General features: G+C 58.9%; 22 protein-coding genes and 1 tRNA gene. 4 read left to right on the forward strand and 19 right to left on the reverse strand.

What is annotated here, in order from left to right:
• The first annotated feature begins 56 nt into the window (after positions 1-56).
• A tRNA-Thr gene (locus tag ACEG18_RS07940) sits at positions 57-132 on the forward strand.
• Between the two features lie 214 nt (positions 133-346).
• Here the strand turns inward: ACEG18_RS07940 and ACEG18_RS07945 are convergent.
• The 4 genes from ACEG18_RS07945 to ACEG18_RS07960 are packed head-to-tail and all read right to left on the reverse strand — an operon-like array spanning position 347 to position 2,901.
• A complete protein-coding gene (locus tag ACEG18_RS07945) occupies positions 347-820 on the reverse strand; it encodes a NanQ anomerase/TabA/YiaL family protein (RefSeq protein WP_372542198.1) in 474 nt (157 codons plus the stop codon).
• A gap of 32 nt (positions 821-852) precedes the next feature.
• Complete coding sequence (locus ACEG18_RS07950) at positions 853-1,020, reverse strand: hypothetical protein (RefSeq protein WP_372542199.1); 168 nt, start codon at positions 1,018-1,020, stop codon at positions 853-855.
• A 4-nt stretch (positions 1,021-1,024) separates the two neighbouring features.
• Positions 1,025-1,960, reverse strand: a complete 936-nt coding sequence (locus tag ACEG18_RS07955; protein WP_372542201.1) for a hexose kinase — start codon at positions 1,958-1,960, stop codon at positions 1,025-1,027.
• Between the two features lie 59 nt (positions 1,961-2,019).
• Positions 2,020-2,901: an aldose 1-epimerase family protein gene (locus ACEG18_RS07960; RefSeq protein ID WP_372542203.1), complete on the reverse strand. Its 882-nt coding sequence runs from the start codon at positions 2,899-2,901 to the stop codon at positions 2,020-2,022.
• A 158-nt stretch (positions 2,902-3,059) separates the two neighbouring features.
• Between ACEG18_RS07960 and ACEG18_RS07965 the strand changes: the two genes are divergently transcribed.
• A complete protein-coding gene (locus ACEG18_RS07965; RefSeq protein WP_035137672.1) occupies positions 3,060-3,644 on the forward strand; it encodes an NADPH-dependent FMN reductase family protein in 585 nt (194 codons plus the stop codon).
• A gap of 75 nt (positions 3,645-3,719) precedes the next feature.
• Here the strand turns inward: ACEG18_RS07965 and nagA are convergent, their stop codons facing one another.
• From nagA to ACEG18_RS08005, 8 genes are all read right to left on the reverse strand, one after another.
• A complete protein-coding gene (nagA, locus tag ACEG18_RS07970) occupies positions 3,720-4,889 on the reverse strand; it encodes an N-acetylglucosamine-6-phosphate deacetylase (RefSeq protein WP_022094606.1) in 1,170 nt (389 codons plus the stop codon).
• A 117-nt stretch (positions 4,890-5,006) separates the two neighbouring features.
• On the reverse strand, positions 5,007-6,173 hold the full coding sequence (locus tag ACEG18_RS07975; RefSeq protein WP_372542205.1) for an AgaS family sugar isomerase: 1,167 nt from the start codon (positions 6,171-6,173) through the stop codon (positions 5,007-5,009).
• Between the two features lie 114 nt (positions 6,174-6,287).
• The gene (locus ACEG18_RS07980; RefSeq protein ID WP_117806791.1) at positions 6,288-7,019 is read right to left on the reverse strand and encodes a GntR family transcriptional regulator; all 732 of its coding nucleotides are present in this window, start codon (positions 7,017-7,019) and stop codon (positions 6,288-6,290) included.
• 185 nt (positions 7,020-7,204) lie between these two features.
• The gene (locus ACEG18_RS07985; protein WP_022094609.1) at positions 7,205-8,287 is read right to left on the reverse strand and encodes a PTS system mannose/fructose/sorbose family transporter subunit IID; all 1,083 of its coding nucleotides are present in this window, start codon (positions 8,285-8,287) and stop codon (positions 7,205-7,207) included.
• A complete protein-coding gene (locus ACEG18_RS07990; RefSeq protein ID WP_089572403.1) occupies positions 8,277-9,077 on the reverse strand; it encodes a PTS mannose/fructose/sorbose/N-acetylgalactosamine transporter subunit IIC in 801 nt (266 codons plus the stop codon). Before ACEG18_RS07990 ends, ACEG18_RS07985 begins: the two co-directional genes overlap by 11 nt.
• Positions 9,078-9,167: 90 nt before the next feature.
• Positions 9,168-9,650 (reverse strand): PTS N-acetylgalactosamine transporter subunit IIB, encoded by a 483-nt coding sequence (gene agaV / locus ACEG18_RS07995; RefSeq protein WP_089572404.1) that lies wholly within the window; start codon positions 9,648-9,650, stop codon positions 9,168-9,170.
• A 36-nt stretch (positions 9,651-9,686) separates the two neighbouring features.
• Entirely contained in the window at positions 9,687-9,968 is a 282-nt protein-coding gene (yajC, locus tag ACEG18_RS08000) for a preprotein translocase subunit YajC (RefSeq protein ID WP_022094612.1), read from the reverse strand.
• Complete coding sequence (locus ACEG18_RS08005) at positions 9,968-10,411, reverse strand: PTS sugar transporter subunit IIA (protein ID WP_035137680.1); 444 nt, start codon at positions 10,409-10,411, stop codon at positions 9,968-9,970. Before ACEG18_RS08005 ends, yajC begins: the two co-directional genes overlap by 1 nt.
• A gap of 425 nt (positions 10,412-10,836) precedes the next feature.
• Between ACEG18_RS08005 and ACEG18_RS08010 the strand changes: the two genes are divergently transcribed.
• Positions 10,837-11,751 (forward strand): hypothetical protein, encoded by a 915-nt coding sequence (locus ACEG18_RS08010; RefSeq protein ID WP_372542207.1) that lies wholly within the window; start codon positions 10,837-10,839, stop codon positions 11,749-11,751.
• Between the two features lie 9 nt (positions 11,752-11,760).
• Positions 11,761-12,000 carry a helix-turn-helix domain-containing protein gene (locus ACEG18_RS08015; protein ID WP_372542209.1) on the forward strand — a complete coding sequence of 80 codons (240 nt, stop codon included), beginning with the start codon at positions 11,761-11,763 and terminating at the stop codon, positions 11,998-12,000.
• Positions 12,001-12,114: 114 nt separating this feature from the next.
• Here ACEG18_RS08015 and ACEG18_RS08020 read toward each other — a convergent pair whose 3' ends face one another.
• From ACEG18_RS08020 to hpf, 7 genes are all read right to left on the reverse strand, one after another.
• On the reverse strand, positions 12,115-13,209 hold the full coding sequence (locus tag ACEG18_RS08020) for a hypothetical protein (RefSeq protein ID WP_372542211.1): 1,095 nt from the start codon (positions 13,207-13,209) through the stop codon (positions 12,115-12,117).
• 126 nt (positions 13,210-13,335) lie between these two features.
• Complete coding sequence (locus ACEG18_RS08025) at positions 13,336-14,421, reverse strand: isocitrate/isopropylmalate dehydrogenase family protein (protein ID WP_195232801.1); 1,086 nt, start codon at positions 14,419-14,421, stop codon at positions 13,336-13,338.
• A gap of 6 nt (positions 14,422-14,427) precedes the next feature.
• Positions 14,428-15,126 carry a HEAT repeat domain-containing protein gene (locus tag ACEG18_RS08030; protein ID WP_372542213.1) on the reverse strand — a complete coding sequence of 233 codons (699 nt, stop codon included), beginning with the start codon at positions 15,124-15,126 and terminating at the stop codon, positions 14,428-14,430.
• A gap of 15 nt (positions 15,127-15,141) precedes the next feature.
• On the reverse strand, positions 15,142-15,570 hold the full coding sequence (locus ACEG18_RS08035) for a hypothetical protein (protein WP_055310425.1): 429 nt from the start codon (positions 15,568-15,570) through the stop codon (positions 15,142-15,144).
• 5 nt (positions 15,571-15,575) lie between these two features.
• On the reverse strand, positions 15,576-16,655 hold the full coding sequence (locus ACEG18_RS08040) for an NAD(P)-dependent oxidoreductase (RefSeq protein WP_372542215.1): 1,080 nt from the start codon (positions 16,653-16,655) through the stop codon (positions 15,576-15,578).
• 92 nt (positions 16,656-16,747) lie between these two features.
• A complete protein-coding gene (locus tag ACEG18_RS08045; RefSeq protein WP_372542217.1) occupies positions 16,748-17,701 on the reverse strand; it encodes a DegV family protein in 954 nt (317 codons plus the stop codon).
• A 79-nt stretch (positions 17,702-17,780) separates the two neighbouring features.
• Positions 17,781-18,365 carry a ribosome hibernation-promoting factor, HPF/YfiA family gene (gene hpf / locus ACEG18_RS08050; protein WP_372542219.1) on the reverse strand — a complete coding sequence of 195 codons (585 nt, stop codon included), beginning with the start codon at positions 18,363-18,365 and terminating at the stop codon, positions 17,781-17,783.
• Positions 18,366-18,433 lie beyond the last annotated feature (68 nt).

Here is an 18,433-nt window from a genome sequence, read left to right on the forward strand (position 1 = left end):
GCGATGTCCCGTATCATAGACAGCCGTTGACGCCTCAGTTGCGTCATCACATGGCCGCCAGCGTAGCTCAGTTGGTAGAGCACCGCTCTCGTAAAGCGGGGGTCACCGGTTCGAGCCCGGTCGCTGGCTCCATTGCACAAGATAGCCGCCTTCGGGCGGCTTTTTTGTTGCCATTTTTGAGTGCGTGTGCGCCAACCCAAACACAACGCTGCCGGCAACTCCCCTACTCAACAAAAAGCCCCGCCAACCGCGGCCTCCCAAACGGGAAAACCGCGATCAGCGGGGCTCAAGCGCGCTCCTCCAAGGGAATCGCGCCATCAGACGAACAGCTCAGCCGAGCAGCGCGCTACTCCTCCCAGTAAGCATCTGCAAGCAGCTTAAAGCAGATCTTCTTGACCGGCTGTGCGCCATCGCCCGGGAACTCGAGCGTGGGCATGTGAGGCTCGCCGGCAACGAACAGTGCAAACTTATCGTCAGCAAGATCGCCGGAAATCGAAGCGTCGGAATCGACCAGATCGTAGTCGTCCTTTTCGTCAAACTCCTGGACCAGCGTCAGGCTGCCCGTGGCAACCTTAAAGGCCTCGCGACCCTCGACATCAATCTGCAGGTCGTGATAGCGCTGATGCGTCTCATAGTAAGCCTCGGCCTCGGGACGCGTCGTGGGAGCCATGACGTTCGCATAGACCTTGTCGCCCAGAATCGGATGGCTGCCGACCTCGAGCTCTGCCGGGTCGTTCTCCTCGAGCCAGTCGATCAGCACGTCGAGGCCCTTGAGCATTCCGCGGTACTCCTCGATATCGCCCAGTGCACCGTAAATCATCTAAATCCCCTCTCGGATCGTTTCCTTGGCGGCTACTCGGCAAACGCATTGCCGACGCTGTTGCCGCCCACACACGTCTCGACCAGAGTAAGGTCGGGACTGAACACGACAAAGCCGGCGTCGCGCCCCGGCATAATGCTACCGCACTTGTCGTCGGCTCTAACCACAAGCAAACAACCGATGCCGGGGTCGACGCCCAAGCTCCTACAGCTCGGTCACGACAACGCCGCTATAAACCTCGTCCCAACGATCCATAACCAAGTGGCCAGTCATGGGATCCATGGCGTTGAGCTTGCCGCAGGTGTTGGCGGTACGCAGTACCGTCTCGTCATCCGCACCAGCAGCAATCGCATGCGCGAAGCCGGCAATGGTCGAATCGCCAGAGCCCGTAGCGTTAACGGCAGGGATATCGGGCGTCTTTGCGCGGAACGCACGGCCGTTATGGAAGCCCACGGAGCCGGCGGCACCCATGGACACGACGACCCAGGGGATATCGGAGAAGCGGGCATCAGAGGCGAGCGCGGCGCGGAGCTCGTCCACATCGTCGGTGGTAAAGCTCGTACCCAGAAGGCCGTTGATCTCGGTCAGGTTAGGCTTGACCAGCTCGGGCTTAATTTCGGACTTAAGGGCGGCCTCGAGCGAGGCACCCGAGGTATCGAGCAACACCTTGGCACCGGCGTTCTCGGCAATGCCCGTGATCTTGGCATAGTAGTCCGCCTCGACACCGCGGGGCAGCGAACCCGAGATGGTGACGACGTCGGCCTTGCTCGCAAGCTCGGTAAACTTGGCGGTAAAGGCATCGAGCTCCTCGGGGGCAATTGTCGGGCCGCTCTCGAGCAGCTCGGTCTGGTTGCCGGCATGAAGGATATTGAGGCAGATGCGGGTCTCGCCCTTGATGGGCACAAAGTCGTTGTTAATACCGTTGGCGTCCATGAGCTCGGCCATGTAGGCGCCCATGTGGCCGCCGAGCAGACCGGTTGCCACAACGTCGTCGCCCAGCTGACCCAGCACACGGGCCACGTTGAGGCCCTTGCCGCCGGCGGTCTTTTCGGGCGTCACACGGTTGACGTCGTCGATAACGAGCTCATCGAGCTGATAGCGCGTATCGACAGACGGGTTCATCGTAACGGTGAGGATCATTTTTAGCTCCTTATCTCGCAGGCTCCTTGTGCCTCGCGATACGAGTCGACAAAACGGAATTACAGAGTCTCAATCGTGAACGAGCGAACGATGGTCTCCTTGGGCTTGGCGACAAGGCAGCCGCGCTTATGCTCAAGTACGTCGTCCTCATCGGAGCAGGTCGAGAGGCCGCCCCAGGGTTCAACTGCCACAAAATCGCCCTCGGGCTTACTCCACACAATGAGATACGGGAAGCCCTCAAAGCTCAGGCGAACGCCCTTGTCCTCGCCCTTCTTGGAAAGCGTGACCTGACGACTCTCGAGTACGTCAAAGATGGTCTCCGCAAAATCGAAGAGCTCATGCGACAGGGGCAGAGTCTTTCCCGCCATGGGGTTCTTGGAGCGGTTCGCCACGTCAATCAATCCAGTCGAAGGGACAGCGGTGCAGAGCTCCGCAGCCTCGTCTTTCTCAAAGCGCAGTTCGTAGTTCGTATAGGCCTCGCCCTCATCGAGCGGACACCTAAAGCCGGGGTGCCCACCGATAAAGAACGGCATGTCCTCGGTGCCCTCGTTGGTCACCTCGTAGGAGACGCGTACGGCGGCGTCCTCGAGCGTATAGCGGGCGACAAGCTTAAACGGATACGGATAATCGCTCAGCAATGCAGCGTTATCCTCGGATGCCAGGCACATCGCCAGCTCGTTCGCGCTTTGGCTCAACAGCTTCCACTCTTGCTTGCGCGCAAACCCGTGGCGAGCGAGCTTTACATGATGCCCGGCAAACGTCATGGCATTGTTGTCTCGCAAGCCTCCGCAAATCGGGAAGCAAATCGGTGCCTGGCCGGACCACACGGCGGGATCGCCCTGCCACAAATACTCGCGACCTCCAGCCTCAATCGAGGTAAACGAACCACCAGCTGTGGACACCTTAATAGAAATCGAATCGTTGGAGAGAGCGTATTCCATTGCCCATCCTTTCGAACAACTGCTTTTTTTGCTCGCAAGAACCCGTCTCGGCCCTAACCAAAGGACAAACCCGCACGTTCATCGATGCGTCCGGTATCCCAGCCATACAACGGGGTACCATACAGACATTGATGCAATTACAGCTGAAAGGCCTTCTTATGCGAACCATCATCCTCTATGCCTCACGCCACCACGGCAATACGAAAAAGCTCGTGGACGCCATCGTCGAGGCACACCCCGAGATCGATACCCTCGACGTCAAGGCGCTCGGTAAAAACGAGTATCCCAACCTGCACGAATACCATCTGATCGGTGTCGCCACGGGCATCTATTACTCCGAGATCGACAAGGACATGGCACGTGTGCTCACTAACGTGCTGCAGCCGCAGGACAAGGTGTTTGGCCTTATGACCTACGGTGGCAAAAACAAGTGGTACGGCAAGGACATCGATGGCATCTGCCGCATGAGGCAGGCCATCTTTATGGGTGTCTACGGCTGCCCCGGCTTTGATACGTGGGGGCCGTTCAAACTCACCGGCGGTGTCCAAAAGGGACACCCGACCGCTGAGGAAATTAAGGGCGCCGTCGACTTCTTCGACAAGATCGAAGACGAATATGGCGACATCATCGTCGAAGAGTACGCCAAGCGTGAGAAGCGCCTAGCATACGAGAAGGAGCATCCTGCGGGAGGTCTTGTGGCCGGCGTTAAGCGCACGGCAAAAAAGATTGCTAACAAGCTGTAACTGTGAAGGTGCTATTGAGCGTTTAACCCATACGGCGGGTCCGAGCAGATTCGGGCCCGCCGTCTTTTTCTATCGTTACTCGGTAAAGGCGTTGCCGACGCTCTGGCCGCCAACATACGTCTCGACGAGGGTGAGCTCATGGTCGAACACGACAAAGTCGGCGTCGCGACCCGGCATGATGCTGCCGCACTTATCCTCGATGTGTGCAGAGCGAGCCGGCACCTCGGTTGCCATGCGAATGGCGATATCGGCGCTGGCAATGCCCCAATCGACAATGTTCTTGACGCCCTGGGCAAGCGTGAGCACCGAGCCGGCAATGCTCTTGCCGTCGGCGAGCCAGCACAGGTTGTCCTTCATGATGACGTCCATGCCGCCGCTGGTGTAGCTGCCCTCGGGCATTCCGCCGCAGCCAAGGCAGTCGGTGATGAGCACCGTGTGCTGCCAGCCCTTTGCCTGCAGCAGTGCCTTGATGGCGGCAGGGTTCACGTGCTTGCCGTCACAGATGATCTCGGCGTAGGTCTCGGGCGTGGACATGGCGGCACCCACGACACCGGGCTCACGGTGATGCAGTCCGCGCTGGCCGTTATAGGTATGCGTAAAGCAGCTGGCACCGGCGTTGATGGCGGCGATGCACTCATCGTAGGTGGCGTCGGAGTGACCGATGCTGGTCACCACGCCCTTGGCGTTCAGAGCAGCCGCATAAGCAGCGGCACCGTCGCGCTCGGCCGCCATGGCGCTCTTAACGATGCGACCACCCGCAGCTTCCTGCCACTGGTCGAAGACCTCCTCGGAGGGATCGATCAGATAAGCGGGGTTCTGCGCGCCCACGTGTTTCATGGTAAAGAAGGGGCCCTCCAGGTAGATGCCCTGAATGCGAGCACCGCAGAAGTCGGGGCCGCGGCCCTCGTCCGCCTGGGCGATGGCGGCGCAGGCGTCCTTGATCTGCTCGACGCCATCGGTGAACGTCGTGGGCAGCCAGCTGGTGGTACCGCGACGGGCGAGTTCGGTCGAGCTGATATCGATGCCCTCGGGATCGTTATCGGTAGTTGAGTGGTTGTAGAAGCCATGGATGTGAGTATCGACCATACCCGGTGCGATCCACGATCCCGTGTAGTCCTTAATCTCGCAAGAGGGCTCATCGGCCTGCCAGGCGCCAAAGACGCCATCCTCGACCATAAGATAGCCGCCCAGTTGCGGGCCTGCCGGCAAGAAGAACTTGTCAGCCTTAATTGCGTACGTGCTCATATGCACTCCTCGCTTCTAAAGCAGTTGACTGTGGTGTTGCTTATACCCAGCTCACGTAAAACAAAAAGCGCCCGCCCGCCGTTATGAGCGGACGGGCGCCCTTACAGGGGGACGCGATTAAGCGGTGAAGGGGTGAATCGTCACGCCCTTAACCACGCGGTTGACCGTGCCGGTGGGGCTCGGCGTATCGGGCGTGTTGCCCACGCGCACGGAGTTGAGCAGGCTGATAGCCTGGGCAAACATCACGAACGGCAGAGCAAGGTAGCCCTCGGGAAGCGCCTCGTAGCCCTTAAAGGTGAAGGACTCACCCTCATAGACGGTGGCACCTTCCTGCTGAACGGCGACGGTGTGCTGAGCGATCTTGTCGCCACCGATCTCGTTGAGGATGTCGATGTCGTACTGACGGGTGTAGGCGTCGTTGTTGACGAACACGAAGACGAGCGTCTTATCGTCGACGAAGGACTTAGGTCCATGACGATAGCCCATGGAGGTGTCGTAGGAAGTAGCGACCAGACCGTGAGCGAGCTCGAGGATCTTGAGCTGGCTCTCCTGGGCAAGGCCACCGAAGGAGCCAGAGCCCAAGTAGGTCACGCGGTTGAAGTCGCCAGCCAGGTAATCGGCGATCTCAGGCTCACGAGCGATGACCTCCTCGCCCATCTTGGCGATGGTCTCGACCCACTCGGCCTTCTGCTCGTCAGAGGCAGTGTCGAAAATAAGGGTGGAGAGCAGGGTCATGCAGGAATAAGAACCGGTCATGGCGAAGCCCTTGTCGTTGGCGCGCGGAATGAGCAGCGTCAGCGCATTGGGATCATCGGCAGACTCAACGGCGAGCTTGCCCTCGGGAGCGCAGGTGATGTTGAGGAACTTGACGTTGTGGACGAGCTCCTTGGCAACGGCAACGGCGGCAAGGCTCTCGGGGCTGTTGCCAGAGCGGGCAAAGGAAACCACGAGCGTGGGATCCTCGGCGCGCAGGAAATCGCGCGGAGCGCTCACGATGTCGGTCGTGGCGATGGGCTTAAAGTCGTAGAGATCAGTGTTGCCAGCGTGACGCAGGTACGGGGCGCAGGTATCGCCAACGTAGTCGGACGTACCGGCACCGGTGAAGACAACGGACAGACGGCCCTCGCCCATAGCACGAGCCTCGGCCAGGAAGGCCTCGATGGCCTCCTTGTTCTCGCGATAGATGTTGAGCGTATCACGCCAAAGCTCGGGCTGCTGAGCAATCTCGGCCGTGGTGATCTGGGCGCCGAGCTCGGTGAGCTCCTCGACACTCTTCTCGAACATTTCTAATACCTCTCTCTAGAAGTAATCCTCTGACGTGCAATTATACACTTCGGTTGGTTATCTGGTAGTAACCAGTTAAATGCAAAGAATCACCATATGGAAACGATGCGGACACTAGTTGCTACGCTGGTGGTAAACCTTGTATTTAAACTGATCGGCACGAGCAACCGAGAGTGTATACTCCACAACCTCGTTTGACTCGTTATACGTAGTCCTGACCAAATCGAGCACAGGCGAGCCCTCGACAATTCCCAAAAGGTGGGCGTCGGTGGGACGGGCTATGCTCGCATAGAACTCCTCTTCGGCCACGCGTATCTTTTGCTGAAAGTCTTGCTCAATCACATCGTAAAGCGGCTTACGCTCCAGCAGCGGTCGCTTTAGGGACAGAAATTGACGAACCGGTAGATAGCTGCGTTCGACCATCATGGGCATGTTGTCGGCAGAACGAAGGCGCTTAAGCTTAAAAATGCGATCACCGATACGCAATCCCATATGCTCGGCCAGATTCTTATCGGCCTCCATCTCGCAAAACTCGAGAATCGTGGTCTCGGGGTCGCGACCCATCGCGCGCATCTGCTCGGTAAAGCTGTAGGACTGCATAAGATTGGTTGCCTTTGCCGAACGGTCGGTCACAAAGGTACCGCGACCGTGCTGCCGAACCACCAGTCCTAAACGCTCCAGTTCCTGCAGAGCCAGGCGTACCGTAGTGCGCGAGAGACCATAGCGCTCCGAAAGTTCGCGCTCGGAAGGAATCATGTCACCGGCGCGATATTCATGGTCAATCTTTTCGGTCAGAATATCGACCAGCTGATCGTACAGCGGTTGCTTACGCGCTCCGATCGCCATCCTATCCTCCCTTTTGCTCGAATTCGGCTAACTACCTAGGGTGTTAAGCATTATCAGTCCGCAACACCCGAATCATCAAGAAAACAAAAGCCGCGCGCTCTTTCGAGCACGCGGCTTTTAACATACACATGGCTTAAGGGGTCGGGGTGTGAGCCGCGTAGGGACACACCCCTCAAGCTAGAGCCTTACCAGATGCTCGGCCAGAGACCAAGCGGGCCAGCGCCCAGGATGCCCAGGACGAAGAGCAGCAGAATGCCCTTGGTCGGGGTCCAGCTGTGCTTAGCGAACATGTAGTAAAGCAGCAGCGTAAGCATAAGCGGGACGAGCTTCGGGACGATGGTGTTGAGGGTGTCGGCAACAGAGAAGTTGACCGGATCCTCGGTGACGGTGCCGTAGGTAACGGACTCCATGCCGTTGCCCAGATCGGTGACGCCGCACTCGACAGCGTTGCCGTCGGCATCGGAAGCGGTGAGGGCGTTGCCGTCCTCATCGGTCATTGCGATGGTACCGGCCTCAGCGGTCTCGGTATCGATGCCCTCCATACCGGTGAAGTTCTCGGCCTCCTTCTCGGAGACGATCACGGTAGTAGCGGAGAGGCCACGGGTGGTGCCGTTGGGGATCTGGAGGTTGATCTGGGTGCCACCCATGGTGACGACCAGGCAACCGACGACGAAGACGCCCATGATGGAAGCGGCACGCGTGAAGGCCTGCATGTTGGCGGTCAGAGCGTCAATAGCGCTGGTGCCAAGCTTGTAGGACCAGTTCATGAGCCAGAAGCGCAGAGCGAACTGGACGACGTTGAAGATCACCAGGAAGATGATCGGCGCAGCGGCGTTACCGTTGATGGCCATGTTGGAGGTGATGCCGGCCGTGATAGGCACGAGCGTCAGCCAGAACAGGGCGTCACCGATACCACCGAGCGGGCCCATTGCGGCGACGCGGACGGCGCGGATCGTGGGGATGTCAACCTTGTTCTGCTCGAGCGAAAGCACGATACCCATAACAAAGGTGACGAGGAACGGGTGGGTGTTGAAGAACTCCAGGTTGTGGCTCATGGAAGCCGCGAGGTCGTTCTTGTTGGTGTGGATCTTCTCCAGACCGGGGATGATGGAGTAAAGCCAGCCAGCGGCCTGCATGCGCTCGTAGTTGAACGATGCCTGCAGGAAGCAGGAGCGCCAAGCCATCTTGTTGAGGGTCTTCTGGTCGAGCTGCGGAGCAGGAGTGAGATCCTCGTAGTGCTCCGGGATCACATACTCATTAGATGCCATCTTCGAAGTCACCTCCGTCAGAAACAGCTGCACCCTTCAGCTCGGTCTGCTGCTGGAAGTCCCAGAAAGCAATGCCGAAGCCGATGAGAGCGAGGATGAGCAGGGCAGGGGTTGCCAGAGAATCGTTGGCAACGGTGATGAGCGCGAGGCCAAAGCCCATGAGGAAGAAGCCCCACATATCGCGGTTCATCATAACCTTGAGCAGGACGGCGAAGCCGACGAAGCGCATCATGCCGCCTGCAGCGGACAGACCGGTCTGCAGCCAAGTCGGGATGGCGGAAGCGATGGTCTGACCGATGGTAGCGCCAGCGATGAAGAACAGGGTGACGACGACAGCGAAGATCAGGCCGAGCAGAGCCATGGCGAAGTAGTTCAGACGCTCGATGCCCTTGGTGTCAGCGTTATGAGCCATGTTGTCCGCGGAGGACATGAGGGGCGACATAAGCGTGAAGACCAGGGTAACGCCGAGCTGACCAAGCAGAGCGAACGGAATGGCAAGGCCGACTGCCGCGTTGGGCTCGAGGCCCGTAGCGATAGCGAGAATGGCTGCCATGATGCCGCCGATGACGGCGTTAGGCGGCTGAGCGCCTCCGATCGGCATGTTGCCGATCGTCATGAGCTGATAGGTACCACCCACGAGAAGACCGGTGTTGAGGTCGCCAAGGATAAGACCGATGACGGCGCCGGTGACGATGGGCTGATAGAGAGACTCGAGGAAGTTGAACTGGTCGATTGCCGCGACGAACGTGACGATGAAGACCAGAGCGACCTGGATGATCGAGTATTCCATCTTGCTCCTCCTTTCAAAATGTATGTACGCACTTTGGATATCACGTACAGAACGTCAGGGTTTCAATCCTGACAACGTGGATCACGAGGATTACGAGAAGAGCTTGCTCGTGTCCTCAACAGGCGTGCTCGGAACGCGCCTGATCTCCAACTCCACCCCCAATTCCTGCAGCTCTTTAAACGCAGCGACATCCTCGTCGTTAACTGCGACGGAGGTGGCGACTTGGCGCTTTCCTTCCGACATGTGCATGTTGCCGATGTTTACCTTCTTTATAGGCACACCGCCCTTGACGAGCGTAAGCACGTCTTCCGGTGTTTCGGCCACGATGAAGATCTTCTGGCGCGGGCTCGCCTTGCCAATGACGTCGATGGTCTTCTGCAGGGAGAAGAAACGCGTAGCGACGCCGGCGGGAGCGGCCATCTTCATGAGGTTCTGGCGCATGGTGTTGGTCGACACATCGTCGTTGGCGACGAGGATGAGGTTGGAGCCCAGGGTGGAGTTCCACTGGGTAGCGACCTGACCATGGACCAGTCGGTTATCGATGCGGGTAAGAAGAATGTTGGGTTCTGCCATGTTGATCAGCTTCCTTTCGTTATTTGCTGACGACAGTTACTTGATCTCCTGAATCGCGTAACGCGAAACATCTACGACGGCACCGGATCGGACTTTGATCTGGACCTTTTCGCCTTCGATGCCCTTGACGGTTCCGTAGATACCGCCGGCGAAAAGAACCTCCTGACCCGGCTTGAGCTCGGTGTGCAGCTCCTTGAAGTACTTCTGCTTCTTCTTCATGTTGATTTGCGACCAGATGGTGTAAATCAAGCCCATGATGACAAGCAGGCCTAAAAGGGCGACCGAGGAGCTCAGGACGTTGGCTCCGAAATCGGCCATTAGATGCCGTCCTCGTCGCCGAAGATATCCTCTTCCTCGGAGCCGGCAACGGATGCGACCGTCTGGGCGGTGACGCCCGTCTGACCAACGGTCACGGCCTGCTCGCCAAGCTCGGCGAGCGTGGCGTTACCGCGAAGGAACAGAAGCTCAATAACCATGGGGAGGTTAGTGCCAGTCAGAACCTCGACGTTGTCGACATCCTGGGCAATCATCATCGACTGATTGAACGGAGTACCACCGAGCAGGTCGGTAAAGACGAGCACGCCATCGCACTCCTCGCGCATGGCGGTAATAGCGGCGCGGAGATCCTCACCGTAGGAAGCAGCCTGGTCGCCCTCAAAAGGAACGACGGTAAAAGCGGGCTGGTCGCCGGCAACCATAGCGATAGCGCTTGCAAGGCCGGGTGCGAACTGTCCATGACCGGTAAGAATAAAGCCAACCATTCAAATTTCCCTTCCGAAGGTGTGTACGATCTGAGTCCGATGATTTTCGGAAGCCAGCGGGCAATCGCCCTTAAAGCTTCTTGGAAAGCGTTCTTTGAAGACCAGTGGTTTCTCAACTGGTAGTAACCACGTGACGTCTTGTTGTCACTATATCACCACAGAAGAGGTCGCTTTCGTTGATTCATACAGTAAAACGTTTTTGCACCGCTCACGGTAAAAAATCGACCGTTTACCGCTCGTTAACACCTCTACCTGCGGTTTTGAAACCGTTTCGAAATGTTTTGGCGAAAGATCGGAACTCTTTTCGTGCCAATACAACGCAGGGCGGCTAAAAATAGCGTAAAGAAAAATTGCAGGTCATTGTGAAGATTTGTGAATTGGTCTTTTTGGCTTAATACCAGTTAGAACCAGTTTTGAGATTATCGGTGAACGGTAGTTTTCGACCGTTCACCGGTTACTTGCAATCGTTTGCAGTTGTTTTCCCAGATGAATTAGAGAAGCCCAATGAAGCACTTGTGCGATCACGGGAAGTTTTGGCATTTGCCCTCATCCCCCGCGCGCCAAACTCCGGCATCCAAAATGAGCTAATAGGTCTCGTTAATCGTTTTCAATCATTACTTACTCAGTTCCGTAATTATTTATCGTTTGTCGTTAATTCTGATATGATACAAGTATCATCCAAAACGCCGGTTGGAGGGGTTATGGTCCATCGAAACGCATCTATATCGAATGAAACCATCAGCCGCGAACAGACGATAGCCAAACTGAGGAAGCTCGCTCGCATCTGCAAATGGGCCACGATCTGCATTACCACCGCGCTCGCTCTGGGACTCCTCGCAGTCATTGCGATTGACCTTCTACTCATATTGCCTAGCCTCTCCCAAGGGTCGTGTCTCCAATCCGTAGAACTTCAAGCCGGCGAAGGGCCGTGCCTTGCTATCGTCGGTACCGATGCGCAAGCCCCACTTATGCTCGTTGCACACGATGGTCACACTGCCATAGGGAGCCTCTTGATGACATGTCTCGCGCTTACCATCGCGATAAGCGTGCGCAGGCTTTTCTTCAACATTGAAAAGGAAGGCAGGCCCTTTGACCTTGAATGTAACCAGACACTTCGTCGAGTAGGACATTTATTCCTTATCGGCGGCGTTGCCGTGAGGCTTCTTGGTGCCGTAATCACAGGAATGATACTCTCAGGATTTGGCGACAGCTTTACGGATGCGTTCGTCGGCAAGCTATTCGAGCCCTCCATGCTCTTTGCAGGCCTGATTATTTGCCTGATTGCCAGCATCTTCCGCTACGGGTATATCCTGCAAAAACAAGATGACGAGTTGCTCTAGGGGGAATCCATGATTATTCTGCGGCTTGACCGCATGCTCGCCGAACGCAAGATCTCATCCAAAGAGCTTGCGGAACGCGTGGGCATCTCCCAGGTCAATATGTCACGCATTAAGACGGGCAAGGTTTCTGCCATACGTTTTTCAACTCTTGACGCGATATGCCGGGCACTCGACTGCCAACCGGGCGATGTGCTGGAATATATGCCTGACGATGAAGCCGATAATCTTTTTGGACTTAAAGATGAATAGCCATAATTAAGCCGCCAATCACGCCCTCAACGCAAATTGCCCGCCAGAACGACTTCCGTACTGGCGGGCAATTTGTTTTCTATCAGCTAGATGCTCGATGAGCCGTGCAACTCTTTACGCAAACAGGCCGTAGATGCTGATGTTGGCCTTGGCGTAGAGGCCGTTAGCATACTCGGTCCACTTGGAGCTGGCGCTCGAAGCCTGCGAGGAATACTGCTGGTAGGCGGTGTAATAGGCGGTCATGGCCTGCTTATAGGTTGCGCTATCGGCCGTAAAGGCATCGTCGGCGAACGCCTTAGCAAAGGTGCTGTCGGCGTCCTTCCAGGTGCCCTTTGAGCTATCCCACTCATCGCCGGCAAGGTTGATGATGTAGTCGGCGTAGTCCTTGCTCGCGGTCTCCTCGTTGCCGTCAGCAGGCTCGGTCGGAGCGGTCGGCATGCTTGCGGAGCTATCGCCCACCTTCTTCTTGTAGAGCTTCTGCAGCGTCGCGGACTGACGGACGATCTGCTTGGCCTGGTCCTTGGACACGCCGTACTGCGTGGCCATGGTCTTGTAGTCGGAGGTGCCGATGGAATCCTCGGCGTACTGCTTCATTTCCTTGGAAGAGACGGTAATGCCCTCGTCCTCGGCAGCGTCCAGCAGAATCTGGTTGCGCACGTAGGACAGGATAACGTCGGCAGACGGAGCGGTGTAGTTGCCGTCATCGTCCTTGACGGTGTCGAGGCTGTACTGGCTCTCGATGGCCTCACGCGCGGTGATGTCGCTCTTCTTGCCGTTGTAGCTATAGCTTGCCACGGTCGAATCGAGCTGGTCCTCGGACAGGGTCGCCGAGCCGACGCCCTTGCCGCCAAAACCACCGTTGCCGATAAAGAAGCCGACCACGGCAGCAATCACGACGGCGACCACAAAAGCGGCAATCATCGTCTTCTTGTGCTTGGATGCGCGGTCGTCTTCGTCGGAACCCAGGATATCGTCGTCCTCGTCCTGCTCCTCGGGCATGAGGTTCTCGTCGGCGGCGTCCGCGGCGATCTTTGCCTCCAGGCGAGCGTCCTCCTCCTCAGCCGTCGTACCGGCGGCAATATGTTCGGCAGACGTACCGGCGACCAGATCGATCTTCTCCTCCTCATCACCATCGGGGCCTTCGCCGCGCTCGATGATCTGGATGCCGTCGATCTCGTCCTTCTCGTCCTTCTTTTGAATCAGACCCATATCAGTTACTCCTTGTTAGGAAACATAGTCCGCAATAGAATACGCCCGACAAAGCGCCGGGCGTATTGATTCTCAGGTTATACGCAAACACTTAAGTACTATTTAGGCGTTTGCAGTCTGCATGCCTTAGGCCAGGTGCGCGATAACGGCATCGGCAAAGGCCTGCGTGCCCACAGCGCCCTCAACGGAGCCGGTCTGGGCACGACGAACGTCGCCGGTAACCTGCTCACCCTCGTCGAGCGTGGCAGAAACGGCGGCGCGAATGCGATTGGCCGCGTCGTTCTCGCCCAGGTGATCGAGCATCATAGCCGCGGACAGAATCTCGGCCGTGGGGTTAGCGATATCCTGGCCAGCGATATCGGGCGCGGAGCCGTGCGTCGCCTCGAAGATGGCGCAGTCGGCACCGATGTTGGAACCCGGAGCCATACCCAGTCCACCTACCAGACCGGCGCACAGGTCGCTCACGATGTCACCGTACAGGTTGGGCAGCACCAGGACATCGAAGTCATTGGGGTTCTGAACCAGACCCATGCAGGTAGCGTCGACGATCTTGTCGTTGAACTCGATATCGGGATAGTTAGCGGCCACCTCGCGCGCCACGCGCAGGAACAGGCCGTCGGTCGCCTTCATGATGTTGGCCTTGTGCACGGCCGTCACCTTTTTGCGGCCGCAGCGGCGGGCATACTCAAAGGCATACTCCACAATGCGGCGGCTCTTGGCGATAGAGATCGGCTTAATTGAGATGGCGGAATCGGCGGCGAAGGTCTTCTGACCCGAGCGCTCGACAAGCTGCGAGAGCTCCTCGACCTCGGCAGCGCCCTCATCGAACTCGATACCGGCGTAGAGGTCCTCGGTGTTCTCGCGCACGATGACCAGGTCGACATCGCGGAAGCGCGAGCCATCGCCCGGCTGCGACAGGCAGGGGCGCACGCAGGCATACAGGTCAAAATGCTTGCGCAGAGCCACGTTGACGCTGCGGAAACCCGTGCCGACCGGCGTGGTGATGGGGCCTTTGATAGCAACCTTGGTCTCGGCGACCGCGTCGAGCACGTGCTGGGGCAGCGGAGTGTCAAACTCGTCCATGACGCCGGCGCCGGCCTCCTGGACGTTCCAGTTGATCTGGACACCAGTGGCCTCGACCACGCGGCGCATGGCCTGCGTAATCTCGGGACCGATACCGTCACCGGGAATCAGGACTACATCGTGCGCCATAATCTGTTACTCCTCGTCTTCGGCGTCGTCAGATTTTTTAACGCTAGCACGCTTCTTCTTTTTGGAGAGATCCAGGCCAAAACGTTTAACAAGCATTTCGCAAATCTCGCTCGAACGGGCCTTGAGATAGCTGCCCTTACCGTTCTCGGCATCGAACTTAAGGCGCAGCGCGAGCTTCTCGGCAACCTCGGCGTCGATCTCGCCCTGGCAAAACTCGTACAGGCAACCGAGCATGTCGCGATACTCAAGGTCGCCGTGGTAGCACTGGATGGCCTCGTCCAGGATGGGCCAAGCCTCGCGCGAACGCTCGACGCTCGTGGCACCCCACACGCACAGCAGGCGGAAGGCGGCATAGCGCAGCGTGGAGGAGATCTCGTCGAACAGTGCAGTCTCGGCGCCCTCAAAGGCATCGCCCAGCTGCTCGGGGCAGGTGGTAGCGAGCGCCGTCAGGGCATCGAGGGCCTCCCAGCGGGTCTGCGCCTCGGGGCGGTCGAGCGCCTCGATCAGCACGGGCACGCAGGGCACGACGCGCTGCGGATCGCGCTCGGCAAGCAGGTGCAGCACACGAGCGGCAAACTGGCGGATGCGGCGCGTGGGGCAGCCGAGCTCCTGGACCAGACGGTCGACGGCGTTCTCGTTCTCCTCTGCCAACTGAAGCTGTGCCAGCTCCTCGTCGGTGAGCTGTTCTTCCTTGTTTTCTGCCATAGTTACCTCTTCTTACTATTTCTTAGCGTGCTTGCCAGCACCCTTGCTGTCATCGGTGACCGAGATGAGCTGTCGGTCGGCCGCGCCATTGCGACGCGCGCGGCGGCGTTCCTCGGCATCGCCCGCGTCGGCGGCGGCGCGGTGTGCCTTGTTGACGTTAAAGACCTCGTCGTGCTTGCGCCACGGGCCGACGGACTCGCCAAAGCTCATCTTAAGGCCGGCGATAAAGCCGCCGAGCCAGCCGATCGGCGCAAACTGCACCAGCGGGAACAGCGAAAACACCCAGGTCAGCAGGACGACTGCCGCCGCTCCTGCAAAATTGGCGATCCAGTAGTCGCGTTTGGTGATGACGCGCTTTTCGCACGCCCACTGGCCGCACAAAAAGCCGATGTAGATCGCAAAGAGAAAGAGCACCAGCGCAAGCACCACGAACGTCCAGCTCATGGTCGCTACTCCCCGTGATGGTGGCCGCAGCAGCACTCGTGGCCGCCGTCATGGCCGTGGCCGCCGCAGCACTCGTGGTCCTCGCCATGGTGGTGGCCACAACCGCACTCGTGGTCGTCGCCATGCTCGCCGCAACCGCAGCCTTCCTCGTGAGCACCGTGCTCCTCGGGACGATACTGTGACCAGTCCAGACCAGCGGCGATGGCATCGGCCTCCTCCTTATAGAGGACCGTGATGGCCTGGGTGCCCAGCTTGGCGCCACCGATGGCGTCGAGCATGTCGTAAAGCGTAAATGCCACGTCGGCGCCGGGCAGCGCAAGCTCGCGGTCGTCGGCATAGGCGAGCGCCAAGCGCAGGTCCTTGATGAAGTGCTCGACCATAAAGCCGGGCTTGTAGTCGCCGTCAAGCGCCTTGGGCGCCAGGCTCTCCATGGCGCCGGACTTACCGGTGCCGCCCAGAATCATCTGACGGGTCTTCTCCAGATCGAGGCCGCTCAGCTCGGCAAATGCCAGCGCATCGGCCATGCCGACCATGCAGGCGCCCAGCGACACCTGGTTGGCAAGCTTGGCAGCCTGACCCTTGCCGGCGCCATCGAAGCAGCAGATGTTTGCCGCAAAGGTGGAAAGGATGTCGCGGACCGGCGCGATGTCGTTCTCGGTAGCGCCCACGATAGCCGTGAGCGTGCCGGCGATAGCGCCCGACTCGCCGCCGGTGACGGGGCAGTCAAACGCCATGCGGCCCGTGACCTGGGCGGCCTCGGCAATGTCGCGTGCCAGCTCGGGCGAGCTCGTGGTGAGGTCGATCAGGACCGCGCCGGGCTTAGTGCACGCGAGCAGGCCGTCGCCCGCCAGGTAGAGCTCCTCGACCTCGGAGGGATAGCCCACCATGGTAAAGACGACGTCGGCGTTCGCCACGGCATCTGCCGGCGTATCGGCCCAGACAGCGCCGCGCTCGATAAGCGCGGCGGCCTTGGACTTGGTGCGGTTGTTGACCGTGACGGGATAGCCGGCATCCAGGATGTGGCCGGCGATGGGGGCACCCATGATTCCGGTGCCGATAAATGCGACGGAGAGCTTGTTTGCCATGAAACCTTTCCTTTTGGGTTGGATGTTGTTACCAGGTTGAATACTCAGCGCCAGCGCTTGAGCTGCGGGGCGCCTGCGGTCGTAGCGCCTGTCTACTGGCCGCGCACGCGGCGGGCGATGCGATCGGAAAGCGACGCTTTCTCGGCGCGGTTCTTACCCCAAAACGCGCAGGCCACCATGCCGGGGCCCACGTGCGAGCCAATGGTGGGACCCACGGAGCCGCGAATGATCGTAACGTCAGCGCAGCCCTCCTCCTTGCGGATGGCGGCTTCGAGCCAGTCGCCGTCCTTCTCGGCATCGGCCGTCATGATGGCGATGGGCATGGTGCGGTCGGGCACGTAGTTCTCGCGGAACGACTTGAGAATGGACTTGAGCGCCTTCTTGCGGCCGCGGTTGACGCCGATCAGCGACAGCGAGCCGGCAAGGTCGTAGGAGAGCTCGGGCTTGACATCGAGCTTTGCCGTGAGCTGAGCCGCCGCGGGCGGAATGCGGCCGCCGGCAGCCAGTGCGTCGAAGCTCTCGAGCGTAAAGTAGCCGTGGACGTAGGTCTTTGCCTCGTTTGCCCAATCGACCAGCTGCTTGGCGGTCAGTCCCGCCGAACGCTGGCGCACGGCCTCGAGCGCCAAGAGCGCGCCGGTCGCGCAGGGCAGAGCGTTGTCGACCACGTACAGCTCAAAATCGGGATACTCGGCGCGCACGGCGTCCGCCGCCTGGCACGCGGAGTTGTAGCTCGACGACAGCGCCGAGGTAAAGCACAGGTAGACCGTGGGCGTGCCCTCTTTGGCGCACTCGGTAAAGAACTCGATATAGCGACCGAGCGACACAGCCGAGGTGGACACGCGGGCACCGGCGCGCATGCGGTCGTAGAACTCCTTGGGTGTGATGCTCGACCAGATGTCATCCGTGCGCTCCTCGCCATCGATAATGAAGGGGAAACCCAGGATATCGACATCGAGGTTCGCGGCGACCTCGGGGCTAAAGTCGCAGCAGGTATCGACGACGATGCGGCAACGGTTCGAATGACCGGCGGATGCGGCCTTGTCCATCAAAGCGACTCCTTACGTAAAAAGGCGGCCACCCGCATGGGATGGCCGCCAACCGTTAACTCATGCAAGTTAACGTATTTTACTCGTCAAGTGTTTCAATGCGGGGCTTGATGATGCCATATCCACCATTCTTACGGTGATACACCACATTGATGAGGCCAGTCGTCGCGTTCTCAAACACGTAGAAGTCGTGGCCGAGCAGATCGGTCTGCACCAGCGCCTGCTCCTCAGTCATCGGGGTGACATCGATGACCTTATCGCGGACGAGCAGGTCGTCCTCCTCCTCGGGCAGCAGCAGGTCGGCCAGATCCTCGACGCGCTCGACCGGTGCGACATCCGCTGCGCTGGCACCGCCCTGGCGGTTGTCCACAACCTTGGTCTTGAACTTGCGCAGCTGGCGGGTGACCTTATCGGCGGAGAGGTCGATGGCGGCGTACATATCTGCGCCATGCTCGGCAACGCGAATCACCGAACCGCGGACGCGAACCGTAACCTCGACGATTGCCGGGTTGGGGTTCGAGGGGTTCTTCTCATAGCGAAGTACAACGTCGACCGTCATGGGCTCGATATCGAAAACCTTGAGCGCCTCGCCGATCTTCTCATCCACATGCGCACGCAGAGCATCGGTTACCGTCGTCTTGCGTCCAGAAACCTTGATATCCATACGTGGCTCCAATCTGCCTCGGGGACTTACTGTACTGGCTATGTACCCATTGCCGTGCATTTAATCAC

Origin of the sequence: Collinsella aerofaciens, assembly GCF_041537385.1 — a bacterium.
Classification (GTDB): Bacteria; Actinomycetota; Coriobacteriia; order Coriobacteriales; family Coriobacteriaceae; genus Collinsella; species Collinsella aerofaciens_BV.

What these genes read in the sequence shown, in the direction of transcription:
- hpf (WP_372542219.1), bottom strand. Translation starts at nt 18,365, where the DNA reads ATGGATATCAAGGTTTCTGGACGCAAGACGACGGTAACCGATGCTCTG.
- ACEG18_RS07955 (WP_372542201.1), bottom strand. Translation starts at nt 1,960, where the DNA reads ATGATCCTCACCGTTACGATGAACCCGTCTGTCGATACGCGCTATCAG.
- agaV (WP_089572404.1), bottom strand. Translation starts at nt 9,650, where the DNA reads ATGGCAGAACCCAACATTCTTCTTACCCGCATCGATAACCGACTGGTC.
- ACEG18_RS07985 (WP_022094609.1), bottom strand. Translation starts at nt 8,287, where the DNA reads ATGGCATCTAATGAGTATGTGATCCCGGAGCACTACGAGGATCTCACT.
- ACEG18_RS07975 (WP_372542205.1), bottom strand. Translation starts at nt 6,173, where the DNA reads ATGTTCGAGAAGAGTGTCGAGGAGCTCACCGAGCTCGGCGCCCAGATC.
- ACEG18_RS08015 (WP_372542209.1), top strand. Translation starts at nt 11,761, where the DNA reads ATGATTATTCTGCGGCTTGACCGCATGCTCGCCGAACGCAAGATCTCA.
- ACEG18_RS07990 (WP_089572403.1), bottom strand. Translation starts at nt 9,077, where the DNA reads ATGGAATACTCGATCATCCAGGTCGCTCTGGTCTTCATCGTCACGTTC.
- ACEG18_RS08040 (WP_372542215.1), bottom strand. Translation starts at nt 16,655, where the DNA reads ATGGCAAACAAGCTCTCCGTCGCATTTATCGGCACCGGAATCATGGGT.
- ACEG18_RS07980 (WP_117806791.1), bottom strand. Translation starts at nt 7,019, where the DNA reads ATGGCGATCGGAGCGCGTAAGCAACCGCTGTACGATCAGCTGGTCGAT.
- ACEG18_RS07965 (WP_035137672.1), top strand. Translation starts at nt 3,060, where the DNA reads ATGCGAACCATCATCCTCTATGCCTCACGCCACCACGGCAATACGAAA.
- ACEG18_RS08045 (WP_372542217.1), bottom strand. Translation starts at nt 17,701, where the DNA reads ATGGACAAGGCCGCATCCGCCGGTCATTCGAACCGTTGCCGCATCGTC.
- ACEG18_RS08025 (WP_195232801.1), bottom strand. Translation starts at nt 14,421, where the DNA reads ATGGCGCACGATGTAGTCCTGATTCCCGGTGACGGTATCGGTCCCGAG.
- nagA (WP_022094606.1), bottom strand. Translation starts at nt 4,889, where the DNA reads ATGAGCACGTACGCAATTAAGGCTGACAAGTTCTTCTTGCCGGCAGGC.
- ACEG18_RS07960 (WP_372542203.1), bottom strand. Translation starts at nt 2,901, where the DNA reads ATGGAATACGCTCTCTCCAACGATTCGATTTCTATTAAGGTGTCCACA.
- ACEG18_RS07945 (WP_372542198.1), bottom strand. Translation starts at nt 820, where the DNA reads ATGATTTACGGTGCACTGGGCGATATCGAGGAGTACCGCGGAATGCTC.
- ACEG18_RS08020 (WP_372542211.1), bottom strand. Translation starts at nt 13,209, where the DNA reads ATGGGTCTGATTCAAAAGAAGGACGAGAAGGACGAGATCGACGGCATC.
- yajC (WP_022094612.1), bottom strand. Translation starts at nt 9,968, where the DNA reads ATGGCCGATTTCGGAGCCAACGTCCTGAGCTCCTCGGTCGCCCTTTTA.
- ACEG18_RS08035 (WP_055310425.1), bottom strand. Translation starts at nt 15,570, where the DNA reads ATGAGCTGGACGTTCGTGGTGCTTGCGCTGGTGCTCTTTCTCTTTGCG.
- ACEG18_RS08005 (WP_035137680.1), bottom strand. Translation starts at nt 10,411, where the DNA reads ATGGTTGGCTTTATTCTTACCGGTCATGGACAGTTCGCACCCGGCCTT.
- ACEG18_RS08030 (WP_372542213.1), bottom strand. Translation starts at nt 15,126, where the DNA reads ATGGCAGAAAACAAGGAAGAACAGCTCACCGACGAGGAGCTGGCACAG.